The 13045-nt window shown below is 63.0% G+C and carries 14 protein-coding genes; 9 read left to right on the top strand and 5 right to left on the bottom strand.

The features are described from left to right. The first annotated feature begins 164 nt into the window (after positions 1-164). The 8 genes from BM341_RS08930 (at position 165) to BM341_RS08965 (ending at position 7395) form a co-directional block, all read left to right on the top strand. Positions 165-1073, top strand: coding sequence for a beta-keto acid cleavage family enzyme (locus tag BM341_RS08930; protein WP_089795059.1), 909 nt, complete (start codon positions 165-167; stop codon positions 1071-1073). Further along, positions 1070-2026 carry an L-carnitine dehydrogenase gene (locus tag BM341_RS08935; protein ID WP_089795061.1) on the top strand — a complete coding sequence of 319 codons (957 nt, stop codon included), beginning with the start codon at positions 1070-1072 and terminating at the stop codon, positions 2024-2026. Before BM341_RS08930 ends, BM341_RS08935 begins: the two co-directional genes overlap by 4 nt. Further along, entirely contained in the window at positions 2026-2481 is a 456-nt protein-coding gene (locus tag BM341_RS08940; protein ID WP_089795063.1) for a thioesterase family protein, read from the top strand. The genes BM341_RS08935 and BM341_RS08940 overlap by 1 nt, the downstream gene beginning before the upstream one ends. A gap of 182 nt (positions 2482-2663) precedes the next feature. Next, on the top strand, positions 2664-4307 hold the full coding sequence (locus BM341_RS08945; protein WP_089795065.1) for a BCCT family transporter: 1644 nt from the start codon (positions 2664-2666) through the stop codon (positions 4305-4307). After that, complete coding sequence (locus BM341_RS08950; RefSeq protein WP_089795067.1) at positions 4297-5502, top strand: TauD/TfdA family dioxygenase; 1206 nt, start codon at positions 4297-4299, stop codon at positions 5500-5502. Before BM341_RS08945 ends, BM341_RS08950 begins: the two co-directional genes overlap by 11 nt. Positions 5503-5805: 303 nt before the next feature. Then, positions 5806-6330, top strand: a complete 525-nt coding sequence (locus BM341_RS08955; protein WP_089795069.1) for a helix-turn-helix domain-containing protein — start codon at positions 5806-5808, stop codon at positions 6328-6330. Further along, positions 6327-7058, top strand: a complete 732-nt coding sequence (locus BM341_RS08960) for an AzlC family ABC transporter permease (protein WP_089795071.1) — start codon at positions 6327-6329, stop codon at positions 7056-7058. Before BM341_RS08955 ends, BM341_RS08960 begins: the two co-directional genes overlap by 4 nt. Beyond that, positions 7051-7395, top strand: coding sequence for an AzlD domain-containing protein (locus BM341_RS08965; RefSeq protein WP_089795073.1), 345 nt, complete (start codon positions 7051-7053; stop codon positions 7393-7395). The genes BM341_RS08960 and BM341_RS08965 overlap by 8 nt, the downstream gene beginning before the upstream one ends. 239 nt (positions 7396-7634) lie before the next feature. Here BM341_RS08965 and BM341_RS18975 read toward each other — a convergent pair whose 3' ends face one another. From BM341_RS18975 to BM341_RS08990, 5 genes are all read right to left on the bottom strand, one after another. Further along, positions 7635-8141, bottom strand: coding sequence for a hypothetical protein (locus BM341_RS18975; RefSeq protein WP_139232990.1), 507 nt, complete (start codon positions 8139-8141; stop codon positions 7635-7637). Between the two features lie 32 nt (positions 8142-8173). Then, entirely contained in the window at positions 8174-8749 is a 576-nt protein-coding gene (locus BM341_RS08975) for a hemerythrin domain-containing protein (protein WP_089795077.1), read from the bottom strand. Between the two features lie 80 nt (positions 8750-8829). Beyond that, positions 8830-9291, bottom strand: a complete 462-nt coding sequence (locus tag BM341_RS08980; RefSeq protein ID WP_089795079.1) for a hypothetical protein — start codon at positions 9289-9291, stop codon at positions 8830-8832. Between the two features lie 54 nt (positions 9292-9345). After that, positions 9346-10122 carry an OBAP family protein gene (locus BM341_RS08985; protein ID WP_245784225.1) on the bottom strand — a complete coding sequence of 259 codons (777 nt, stop codon included), beginning with the start codon at positions 10120-10122 and terminating at the stop codon, positions 9346-9348. Positions 10123-10390: 268 nt separating this feature from the next. Further along, on the bottom strand, positions 10391-12118 hold the full coding sequence (locus BM341_RS08990; protein ID WP_089795084.1) for an SLC13 family permease: 1728 nt from the start codon (positions 12116-12118) through the stop codon (positions 10391-10393). Positions 12119-12269: 151 nt separating this feature from the next. On the opposite strand from BM341_RS08990, the gene BM341_RS08995 reads away from it, so the two are divergent. After that, on the top strand, positions 12270-13025 hold the full coding sequence (locus tag BM341_RS08995; protein ID WP_089795086.1) for a helix-turn-helix domain-containing protein: 756 nt from the start codon (positions 12270-12272) through the stop codon (positions 13023-13025). The last annotated feature ends 20 nt before the right edge of the window (positions 13026-13045 follow it).

A 13045-nucleotide genomic window follows, 5' to 3' on the forward strand; every position in this document is an offset into this window, starting at 1 on the left:
TGCCTCCGTCCGACGTCTGGATAAGAGCAATGTGTGGTGCAACTGCGACCTACATCGCCACGAATGTCGCAAAATGTGGATTTTTCGTCGTGTTATATCGAATATCCAGGCCGGAATGTCTCCACACTGTAGCCACATCCTCGTTGAGCCACAGGAGCCCGAACATGAACCGCCATGTCATCCTGACCTGCGCCGTCACCGGCGCCGGCGACACCACCGCCAAGAACCCTCATGTCCCCGTGACCCCGCAACAGATCGCCGGTGACTGCATCGCGGCCGCCAAGGCGGGCGCCAGCGTGGCGCATATCCACGTGCGCGACCCCGAGACAGGCGCCGTCAGCCACTCCCTCAACCACTTCCGCGAGGTGATGGAGCGGGTGCGGGAGGCGGATACCGACATCGTCATGAACATTACCGCCGGCGGTGGCGGCGACTGGATCCCCGACGCCGAGGACCCCACCCGCGGCGGCCCGGGCACCGACATCCAGACCCCGAGCGAGCGCCACGCGCCGGTGGGCGAACTCTTGCCGGAGCTGTGCACCCTGGACTGTGGCAGCCTCAACTTCGGCGACATGGTCTACGTGAACCCGGCCGACTGGCTGCGCGAGCACGCCCGCCTGGTCCGTGCCGCCGGCGTTAAGCCGGAGCTGGAGTGCTTCGACCTGGGCCACGTCTGGTTCGCCCGCCAGCTGCAACAGGAGGGCTTGATCGATGGCGACCCGCTTTATCAGCTCTGTCTGGGCATCCCGTGGGGCGCCGAGGCCGACACGGAAACCATGCTGGCCATGCGCCACAAGCTGCCGGAAAACGCCCAGTGGGCGGCCTTCGGCATCGGCCGCCAGCAGATGCCCATGGTCGCCCAGGCGGTGCTGCTCGGCGGCCACGCCAGGGTCGGCCTGGAGGACAACCTTTATCTAAAGAAGGGCGTGCTCGCTACCAACGCCCAGCTCGTGGAGCACGCCACCGGCCTGATCGAGAACCTCGGCGCTCGGGTGATGACGCCGGCGGAGACCCGCGCCCACCTGGCGCTGCGCGACCCGAACACCGCCAAGGTCATGGGAGGTGAGGCATGAGCCAGCAGCTGTCCGTGATCGGCACCGGGGTGATCGGCAATGGCTGGATCGCCCGCGCGCTGGCCCGGGGCTGGGACGTGGTGGCCTTCGACCCCGCCCCCGAGGCCCCGGCCCGCACCCGTGCATTCATCGACAACGCCTGGGCCTCGCTCGAGAAGCTGGGCCTGGCGGAGGGCGCGAGCCCCGAGCGGCTGACCTTCGTGGACCGTCTCGAGGAGGCCGTGGCGGGCGCCGATCTGATCCAGGAGAACGTGCCGGAGCGCCTTGAGCTCAAGCGCGAGATCCTCGCCGCCATCGACGCCGCGGCCGCCCCCAGCACGATCGTCGGCTCATCCACCTCGGGCTTCAAGCCCAGTGACCTGCAGCGCGACTGCATCTGGGTTCCTGGCCGGGTGATCGTCGCCCACCCCTTCAACCCGGTCTACCTGCTGCCGCTGGTCGAACTGGTCGGCGGCGAGGCCACCGAACCTCACCAGATCGAGCGCGCCCAGGCGCTCTACCAGGCGCTGGCGATGCGCCCGCTGGTGGTGCGCCGCGAGATCGAGGGGCATATCGCCGATCGCCTGATGGAGGCGCTGTGGCGCGAGGCGCTGCACCTGGTCAACGACGGCGTAGCCACCACCGAGGAGATCGATGCCGCGGTGGTCTACGGCTGCGGCCTGCGCTGGTCGCTGATGGGCACCTTCCTCACCTTCCACCTGGCCGGCGGCGAGCAGGGCATGCGCCACATGCTCGAGCAGTTCGGCCCGGCGCTGAAGCTACCCTGGACCAAGCTCGAGGCCCCCGAGCTTACCGACACCCTGATCGACAGGGTCGTCGAGGGCTGCGAGCACCAGGCCGCCGGCCGCCCGGTGGCCGAACTCGACCGCCGCCGCGACGACTTTCTAGTCGAGCTGCTCGACCTAGTACAGAAGTACTGGCCCGAGGCCGAGGGCCTGGAGGGACGCATCTGATGGTGATCCTGGAGAGTCACGTCGCCCCCGAGTGGGTCGACTACAACGGCCACATGAACGACGCCGAGTATGCCCGGGTGTTCTCGCTGGGCGTGGAGGCGCTGATGGTGCATATCGGCCTGGACACTGCCGGCCGCGCCCGCCACGGCTATACGCTCTACACCCTCGAGACCCACCTCTGCTACCGCCGCGAGGCCCACGAGGGCCAGCCGCTCAGGGTTTCCCCGACCCTGCTGGACCGCGATGCCAAGCGCCTGCATGTCTTCTTTACGCTGCTTGACGAGGCGGGCAACCTGCTCGCCACCAGCGAGCAGATGCTGATGGGCATGGGCCAGGAGAGTGGCCGTCCGGCGCCCTTCCCCGCCGAGGTGGAGGCCGTCATCGCCACGTTGCCCCAGGCCGCGCCGGACGCCTGGCCGGCACTCGCCGGGCGCACCATTGGCATACGCCGCTGAGTAAATCGCCAACTCAAGAGCAACAAGAGAGTCAGCTGCCCACCATAGGGGCAGCCCAACGGGATCGCCGGCCCGAGGCCCGGCCCAAGAGGATATCGCTTATCGCTACGCCAACTCCCCCCACTCGTCCCCCGTTTCAACAGAGCGATGCATCGCCACAGGCCGGGCTCGGCACCGACTATATGGTGACCGAACTCTCCCAGGGAGGCGTCTTCCAGGGCATGCACAAGGGCATGACCCTCACCTCCGCCGCCTTGGTACTGGCCTTCGTGCTCTTCACCGGGCTTGACCCCGATGCCGCTGGCAGCGTATTCGGCGCTGCCCGTGCCTGGATCGAAGGCGCCTTCAGCGGCTACTACCTGATAACGGTGATGCTGCTGCTCGCGGTCTGTACCTTCATCGTGCTCAGCCGCTACGGCAGCATACGCCTGGGGGCCGACGACAGCCGCCCCGAGTTCAGCAACTTCGCCTGGTTCTCGATGCTGTTCTCCGCCGGCATTGGTATCGGCATCCTGTTCTTCGGCGTCGCCGAGCCGATTTTCTACCTCGACGACACCGGCGCCTTCGGCTATCCCAACAATCCTCATGCCGACATGGCCGGGGCCGCCGCCATCGGCTACGAGCGCGCCATCGATGCGCTACGCGTCACGGTCTTCCACTGGGGGCTGCACGGCTGGGCAATCTACGTCATCGTCGGCATGTCGTTGGCCTACTTCGCTTACCGCAAGGGGCTACCGCTGGCACTCAGGTCGGCCCTGTATCCCTTCATCGGCGAACGCATCTTCGGCCCGCTGGGCCATCTCTTCGATATCCTCGGGGTGCTGGGCTGCGTGTTCGGCGTGGCCACCTCCCTGGGCCTCGGCGTCAGCCAGATGGCCGTGGGACTGGAGCGCCTGGTAGGTATCGGCTCCGGCCTGAATACCCAACTGGTGCTGATCGCCCTGATCTCGACGGTGTCGATCATCTCGGCGGTCACTGGGGTACGTCGCGGCATCAAGGTGATCTCCGAGCTCAACATCTGGGTCTCGTTACTCGTGGTCGGTGTCTTCCTGATCGGCGGCCCCACCCTGTGGCTGATCACCGCCTTCGGCGAGACCCTGCTCGACTACACCATCAACTTCATCCCCATGGGGCTATGGTTCGCCGATGAGCCGGGCAGCGTGGAGTGGCAAAAAGGCTGGACAATCTTCTACTGGGGCTGGTGGCTGGCCTGGGCGCCCTTCGTCGGGCTCTTTATCGCGCGTATTTCCAAGGGTCGTACCCTGCGCGAGTTCGTGCTCGGTGTGCTGCTGGTACCGACGCTGATCATCTTCATGTGGTTGATCATCTTCGGCGGCAATGCCATGTATCAGGAGCTCAACGCCGCGGGCGGGCCAGGTAGCGCCGGCATCATCGAGTTGGTCAACGCATGGAAACTGCCAGCGGCGCTGTTCGCCACCGCCGACGGCATCGTCGGCACCGGCACCTTCGGCTGGGTGCTCTCGGCGATGATGGTCTTCCTGCTGATGAGCTGGTTCGTCACTTCCTCGGACTCAGGCACGCTTGTGCTGACCACCATCCTGTCGCTGGGCGACAACGAGCCACCCAAGCGCTTCCGAGTCTTCTGGGGCGTGGTGATCGGTCTGGTGGCCGCGGTGCTGCTGGTGGCCGGCGGGCTCACGGCGCTGCAGACGGCGCTGATCGTCGCCGCCCTGCCGCTGAGCGTGGTCATCCTGGTGATGACCGCTGGCGTGCTGCTCTCGCTGTTCCGGGAAACCCTCGAGGCGCGACACCAAGCCGCCGCCAAGCCATTGCCAGAACAACAAGGAGACTCTCATGAACGTTGACCTGCCCCTGACGCCTGACTACGACGCCTGGCCCATCGAGGCCGACCTCGAGACAGTATCCTTCACGCCGCGCCTGGTAACCGTGCGCTGGAGTGACGGACGCGAGAGCCGCTACCACGGCATCTGGCTGCGCGAGAACGCCGCCGACGCGACCACCGTCAACCCGGCGACCCGCGAGCGCATCCTGGATCTCTCCACCCTGCCCGGCTGGCCGGAGATCGGCGACGCCGAGATCGATGATAGCGGCGCATTATGCGTGGACTTCGTGCCGGAGGACCGACGCCTGCGCTTCCACCCCGGCTGGCTGCGCGCCCACGACTACGACAATGCCGAGGATCCCGAGGCGCCGCCGGTGCCGGTGGCCGCCTGGCAGGGCGGCTCCGGGCAAGGCCCGGACAGCCTCGACGCCAGCGGTCTGCTCGACACCGAGCCGGCCAGCGAGGCCGAGGAGGCGATCCTCGCCCCAGCGCTGGAAAGCGTACTGGGCAAGGGACTGGTGCGCCTACGCGGCCTGCCTACCGAGCCCGACTCGCTGGAGGCCATCGCCCGGCGCATCGGGCCGGTGCGCCCTACCAACTTCGGCCAGCTGTTCGACGTCAAGGCCAAGCCCGATCCGGACTCCAACGCCTATACTTCCATCGCCTTGCCGCCCCACGTTGACCTGCCGACCCGCGAATATCAGCCGGGCCTGCAGATGCTGCATTGCCTGGAGAACAGCGTGGAAGGCGGCGAAGCGGTGATGCTCGACGGTTTCGCCGTGGCCGAGGCGCTGCGCACGCGTAACCCCGAGGCCTTCGCCACCCTGCCCCGGGTGCGCTGGTGCTACGCCAATACTGCCAAGGCCACCGACTACGTCTGGTACGCGCCGATGATCCGCCTCGACGAGCGCGGCGAACTGCTCGAGGTGCGTATCGCCGATTTCCTGCGTGGCCCGCTGCAGGCCGACTTTGAGGAGGTCGAGCCGGCCTTTGATGCGCTGATGACCCTGCAACGGATGCTGCGCGAGCCCGAGTTCGCCATTCGCTTCACCTATCGGCCCGGCGACCTGGTGATCTTCGATAACCGTCGCCTGCTCCACGCCCGCGACGCCTTCGAGGGCTCAAGCGGCCATCGCTGGCTACAGGGTTGCTACATGGAGCGCGACGAGATCCGCTCGCGCTACCGCATGGTGCAGCGCGCCCGGCGTCAGCGGTAGATCGCCGCCAAAGCCTAATTTCCACTGGTTAGGTAACGTCTCGCTCAGCCTCTGTCGATCCGCCGGCCATCGCGTCTCATCACGCCAGCGGCTCGACGGGATGCATATCCATAGTCAGTGGCAACTGCCGGCGTGACCGGCTGGCCGGGGTTGGCGGTCATGCGCCCGAAGGAGCGCGATACCATGAGCGGCTTTCTGGAGGCGGTCATGTCATTCAGCTCTTGTCTGACCGCTGAAGCGGTTGACAGATGACCGTTCCTTTTATAGAACGTTCTATAAAAGGAACGATCCGGAAGCACCAATATGGATAAGCTCTCACTCAGCACCCTGGGCCAGCACTTGCAGGGCCTGCGTCAGGCGCAAGGTTGGTCGCTGTCACAGCTGGCCGCCGCCGCCGGCATTGCCAAGTCGAACCTGTCGCGCCTCGAGCAGGGCAACGGCAACCCCACCCTGGATACCATCTGGCGCCTGGCGGTGCAGCTGAAGGTGCCCTTTGGCACACTGGTCGCCCCCATCGCAGGGCCCCTGGGCGAGGACGGCGTGGAGGTGCGCCTGCTCGACCAGGGCAAGGATCGTCCCCAGGTCGACGCCTACTGGATGCGCTGTGCGCCTCATACCACGCGCCTCGCCGAGCCCCACACTCCCGGCGCCCGAGAATCGCTCATCCTGATCAGCGGCACCTTGGAGGCAGGACCGGAAGGCGTTACCCGACGCCTCACAGCCGGCGACTCTCTTACTTTCGCTGCCGATCGTCCCCATCTCTATCGCACCGGGGACACCTGGGCCACGCTGCTGCTCAGCGTCGTCTACCAGGAGCCCATCCCATGAGCCTGCAAACCGCCGCCTCGCCGACCCGCCCCTGGCTGACCGGCGCGCACGAGGCCCTCCCGCTGCTCGGTGGCTATGTGCCGGTGGCCATCTCCTTCGGTCTGGTTGCCACCCAGGCCGGCTTCTCCGCCTGGGAAGCCGTGCTGATCTCGACGCTGATCTATGCGGGCGCCTCACAGTTCCTGTTCGTCGGCATGGTCGCCGCCGGCGCCCCGCTATGGCTGGTAGTGGTCATGACGCTGCTGATCAATCTGCGCCATGTGGTCTACGCGCCCAACCTGGCCCCCTGGCTACCCCCGAGCCGCGGCTGGCCCTGGTTGATGCACGGCCTCACCGATCAGGTTTTTGCCCTGGCTCATGCCCGACTTCCCCAGCTGCCGGCCTCCCAGCGCCTTGGCTGGTTCGTCGGGGTAGCCCTGCTGGCCTGGGCGAGCTGGATCGCCGGCACGGCGTTCGGCGCGGTGGCCGGCGGCGAGCTGATCACTCGCTGGGCCCTGATGGGCGAGATACTGCCCTTTGCCCTGCCCGCGCTCTTCCTGGTACTGATAGCACCCCGCTTCACTTCCCGTCGCTGGAGCTTGGCCCTGGGCCTGACCACCCTCATCGCCTTGCTGTTGACGGTCCTGGGCCTGACCAATCTGGCAATTCCTCTCGCCGCCGCCTGCGGCGCGCTGTGCTTTCAGGTCGTGAAGTTCGACCCCACCGCACCAGGAGAGCGCCATGAGTAGCGCTCTCTGGCTGGCCGTGATCGCCTCGGCGCTGGGTACCTTGCTGATGCGCCTGTTGCCTCTGCTATGGATGCAACGCCATCTCAAGCGGCTCGGCGACGACGACCTTGAGGCCATGCCCCAGTGGCTGGGTCTGCTCGGCCCGCTGATGATCACTGCCGTGTTCGGGGTATCGCTGGTGCCTACAAGGACCGACGCCATCTCCTGGATTGCCACGCTCGTCGGCTTGCTGGCCACCCTGGTCGTCTGGCGGCGCACGCGCACCCTGGGCTGGCCGGTGGCGGCGGGTGTCGCCGCTTATGGAGCGGCGGTCATGCTGGTAGCCTGGGGGACATAGGCAGAGGCGCTGAAACACTTCTTCAGCGTTTTAATCCGAAAGTCCAGAATGGGTCATGCTGTCCCAACACCGTAGTGTGACTGCTCCTTTCCAGCCAGTTCAAACGAGACGTGAACGCAGACGCAAGCGTAGCAAGGGCATGGCCAAGCGGCAGATCAAAAGAGCATTAGTACGGGCACCCTAAGGTGCCCGTGATGTGTCACGAACGACACGGCCTTCATCAAAGAGACAGCCCATTGCTATTGCGTCTGGGTTCCGGCTTCCTCCTCTGGTTCGGGCTCATCTCCCGACTGGGTCCCCTGTTTCCCTTCGATGCCGGCACCTCCTGCTACGTTCGGGTCGCTGGTCACAGCCGCACCGTTGTCATTTTCGCCTTCTGGCGCGCTACCCTCTTGGCCCTGTTGCTCTTTCCAGTCGCTATCACCCTGCTGGGCTTCTTCACCGGCACCGCCGGTAGCGTTACTGTCTTCCATGGTAGTTTTATCGGCTTTGCTGTAGTTACCCTCCTTGCCTTCCTTTTTGGCACTATCATCGGCAAACGCCAAGGGGGAAGCCGCCAGGCCGAGTATTACGCCAACGACTCCTATCCGTTTGAGAAACTCTCGAGACATCATCTCTAGCACTCCCTGTTGCGTTACACTTCGCTCATGCAGCGATTCAGCACCATTCTTCCATGTTAAATGGTGTGCTTTCAGGTCGGCTTGCGCGTTACCGCTGGTCGGTTTGGCACGAACGCTACCCAGCACCGTTGGTTTCCTTCGCTGCCTTCCTTGCCCGCTTAGCCGGTTTGTCGCCCCGTGAGCTTATCCCGGAGTCGGTCGACCATTCCCACACCCGGCCCGATGCTCTTGTGGAACAGTTCAGAGTGTGGCGCGCTGGGGTGAGGACGGGTCGGTGCCAGTTTCTTGGCCTTCTGCACCTTTTCACCCATATTGACGAGCTCATCGCCAGAAATGTGGGTGCGCAGTTTCGGAAACTGCTCGGATTCCTCGTCGTTTGCATGGTGGCGCAACAGCGCCCCCAACCGCCCGATACGCTCCATAAACAACGGAACAGCGGCATTGGTGTTTTCCAGCTGCTTCATCACCGCCACGATCTCGTCGTGCTCCTGCTTGTCGTGTTCGACCTCACTGGCTCCGTTGGGCACATGTTTTTCTATCGCAGGGTAAACGAACATCTCCTCGGCGACGGCATGACGCATCACCTCCGCGATCAGGGTATCAGCCAAGTCCCTGCGCTGGCCTGGATCCGATTCACGCTCGATCTGGCCAACCAGTTCCATCATCTCCTGATGATCGGTCGTCAGGATGTCTGCGACATCCTGGCTTGACCCAGTATCTCTATAATCGGCCATGGGTCTCCCTCCCTGGGATCGTTGCTCTTGAGACAAAGCGCTAAATTTATAAAATATAATCTTTAAAACTCAAAAATTAATCATGTCTTAACGTGCAACAGTACGTTTTCTACCCTTTCCCTAGCGCCAATCTCGCCCGCCATTTCGATGTTGTCAAAATCTCCTCGCAACGCCTTGAGCGCATAACGCTCATGATTGATCTCTGAGGCTGTACGGACACCTCTATGGCGGAATAAAACGACTGGAGGGCACCACCTTTGAAGCGCATGCTGAAGCAGAAACCCCGACACCGCAAAGGGCAGCACGAGCCAACGCTTATCAACCAGGGCACCCAGGCCAATCCCGGCGAGGCTGATAGTGGCGGCATTCGCCTCGAGTGTGCGCTCGATATCCCATTCATGATCCAGTTCATCGAGGCGCTCTGCTATCTCGTCTGGATTTTCCGCATAATATGCGATGCTTCGCTTCATTCTGGCCTGAATCGCATTATTCACCCGCTCGGATGTATTTCGTTCTACACGCGTCACGGTAGAGGGAAACATAAGACTCTCCTGAGCTTTCAAGACTAACTTCCTTTTATTCGAACCGTTTTGCTTCTACTCGGACGGCTTGGCCTCGACCCCTGGGATTGGCTGCGTGGGCCCTGGAAACTCGCCCTGCAAGGCATCGACGCCAGACTGGGGATTGGCCAGTGGCACAAGATCCTGGCGCGCTCGGCGCCGCTCGGTCGTATCGATTTCCATACGCTGGTCGCGCTCTTCTATTAAACCGGGATTTGCCTCACCGTCACGATTAAACGACCAGGCCAGAGAAGGCTCTCCAAGCGGAAGAGAAACTTCATTGCCCTCACCTTGCGTGGTATCCCAGGTATGCCATGTCTTGCCATAACTATTGATCTTGGTTTTCATGAGTTCATGTTCGGCGGCCGCAGGCAGGTTGGGAGCCACCAACTGACCGGAGAGAATTTCTCCGTTATGAGGATGCCAATATTGTTTCTCTTCTTCCGGCAGACGCTCGAAGAGCTCCTCTGAGATGATATATTCAATGCCGTTTAGCTTTGCATCATCAGAGTTCGCATCGTAGAGGGCACATTGCAAAAAATCGTCATTGATTTGATCGCAAAAATGGTGGGCCTCAAACTGATGTAAAGGTTGCTTTTTTAGCGGATGAAAACCAACGAGATATACTTGCAGCTGCGATGGCGGGGCATCCGTCTGCATGACACTTGCGCCTGCTTCCAGGGCCTGAGCTTTTATACTCGCTTGCTCACCAGGCACATCGACATTTGAGCGCACCTCATCCATCCCGGTACACCCTGCCAACGTAAACAGCGATACGGCGAAGACGACAGAAACGCAGCGTGGCTCACGCATACTTCCTCCCGAACGTTATCAACTTATCACGCTGACTATTGAGGTTAGCCCAACGGAAGTCATAAGCAAGGGGCTGAGCGAAATCCACCATAAGAATAGCTTTATTTAGTAATTTTTATGAAACGATGACCTCAAATCGACTCAAGCTTCCAGGAATATTGGCTAATTTAACGCGAGGCTATTCAGTTTCATCGTGACGAAATTAATCAACCCCGTTTTCCACACCGTATTCAGGCCTGTTCGTGAGCCTCCCCAGAGGGGATAGGCATCAGAAAGGAAACACGAGGGGCGTGATCAACAGTACGGCGGCGGAGTAGGTGAGGCTGACCGGCAGGCCGACCCTGAGGAAGTCGCCCATGCTGTAGCGACCAGGAGAATAGACCATCAGGTGGGTCTGGTAGCCGTAGGGAATGAGAAAGCAGGCGCTGGCGCCGTAGGCCACGGCCATGATGAAGGGCATGGGGTCGACGCCAAAGGCCTGCGCGGTGGTCCAGGCCACGGGGAAGGCCAGCGCCGCGGCGGCGTTGTTGGTTACCGTTTCGGTGAGCAGCAGCGTGAGAAGATAGCAGCCGATGAAGGCGGCATAGACGCCATGGCCGCTGAACAGATGCTGCATGCCCTGGGCGAGCAGATCGGCGGCGCCTGAGTTCTCAAGCCCCTGGGCCAGTGCCAATGCCGAGCCAATGATGACCCATAGCTCGAAGGGGAAACGGCGGCGCAGCTCGGCCGGGCTGAGCACACGACCGAGCAACAGCCCGCCCATCAACAGCAGCAGGCCATGAAACAACGGCAACCACTCGGCGGCGGCCAGGCCGATCACGCTGACAAAGCCGGCCAATGTCAGCCAACTCTCTCTACGGCTGAGCTGGGGGCGTGTGAGGCTGCCACTGAGCAGGTGGAAGTTGCGATCGAGGTTGCGGTGCTGGCGAAAATCGCTGCCCACGGCCATCAGCAGGCAGTCTCCCGTACGCAGGGGAATCTGCCCAAGCTGGCCTTCCAGGCGCTTGCCACCGCGACGGATGCCTACTACGCCGGCATTGAACATGCTGCGAAAATCCACCTCCTGCAAGGTCTGCCCGGCCAGTTCAGATTCGTGGGAGATCACCACTTCCACCAGATTGGTGGCCAGTAGGGCGTCGGCCTGGTGGCCGAACAGCTTGAGCCCCGGAAAACGCTGCAGCGCCTGGACCTTGCGCACCTCGCCGGTGAACACCAGTGTGTCCCCTTCGTGCAGAATCTCCTCCGGCCCCACGGGGCTGATCAGCCGGCCTCCCCGCTCGATTTCCAGCAGGTAAAGCCCCTCCAGGCTACGCAGGCCGTTGGCCTCGATGCTGCGGCCGATCAGCTCGGAACCCGGCTGCAGGTCGGCGGCCAGGAAATAGGAAAGCTTGTCGGCAGTTGCCTCGGGCATATGGTGCGGCAGCGACTGGGCCCGCCAGAGCAATACGCCGAAGGTCAGCAGGGCCACCGGTATCCCGACCAGACTGAACTGGAACATACCCAGTTCAAAGCCGGCGCTGCTCAGGGCGAAGGAATTCACTACCAGATTGGTGGAGGTTCCCACCAAGGTCGTCACGCCGCCGAGGATGGAGGCGTAGGACAGCGGGATCAGCAGCCGCGAGGGGGCAATACGTGTCTGCCGAGATATGGCGCCCAGGAAGGCGGCGACCACCGCGGTATTGTTGAGAAAGGCCGACAACACGGCACTGGTACCCATGAGGCGGGCGGTGGCACTGCTTGGCCGGCCTCGCAGCAGGCGCTGGGAAAGCCAGTCCAACAAGGGGGTACGTTCCAGCGCCAGCGAGACCAGCAGCAACAGGATAAGGGTGGCCAGCGCCGGATTGGTGTACTGGCGCAGTAGCGTCGCGGTATCCACCAGGCCGAACAGCAGGTAGGCCCCGGCCAGGCTGACGAAGGCGATGGCCGGGCGCACGCGCCCGCTGATCAGCAGGGCCAGCAGGCCGACGATGGAAAGCAGCACCGCCCAGGTCATCATGGTGGATTATCCTTGCAGGGTCGAATCAGGGTTGTGAGATTCTACGCAACCTTTTATGCTGAAGTCGATCTACCACATAAAATGTTTTACCTTTCAACTATAAATTACGCCAAGTCAGCAGGTTGCAGAAAAATTGCCGACTAAACATTTAATGCCTGACAATCTCAACAAGCGCCGCCATGAAGCGGTTCGCTTGCGCCTGGACGGCCATACGGTCGCCGAGACCAGTCAACGCACCGGGTTGTCGGCGCCTACCGTATCGGCGGCCTGGAAGGCATTTCGCGAAGGCGGCTGGGAATCGGTTGATGTCCGTCAGCGGGGTCGTCGGACCGGCCAGACGCCGAGGCTGGGCGAGGCCGAACAGCGCGTGCTCCGGCAGTGCCTGGCCGATTGGCCGCCCTCTCCACAGCCGGGCTGGAGCAGCCGCGAGCTTGTCGAAAGGCTTGCGGTAGCGACAGGGCAAAAGGTCTCGACACGGGCCATCGAGCACTGGCTGGCGGCCCAGGGTCTCAAACCAGCGCCCGTGAGGCTGGAAGGCCTGGAACGCAAGCGCTCCGCGGCGGGCCGCTGGTATCGGCAGCAAGTCTTGCCGGTGCTCGAACAGATCAAGCAGGCCAACGGGACCCACTGGCAAGGCGGCGTTCGAGTAGCGCCTCAGGCCCACGATGATGCCCCATGCCGCTATCAACTCTATTTGCATGGGAAACGCGGCGCGTTGTTGACCCGTTGTTTCACGGAGCCACCCAACGCGGGTTATTACCTGACGCTATTCGAGCGACTCGCGACTGCGGGTCCCGTCGCCCTGGTCTTTCACGGGGCGTTCTTTCGGGCCAGCAGCGAGGTGCAGGCATGGCTGAGCGAGCATCCCCACTTTCATCTGCTCAGCGTGCCAGCCGATGCGCTATGAGCTGCGCGATTCGGGCTTCG

This window comes from Halomonas korlensis (genome assembly GCF_900116705.1).
Classification (GTDB): Bacteria; Pseudomonadota; Gammaproteobacteria; order Pseudomonadales; family Halomonadaceae; genus Halomonas; species Halomonas korlensis.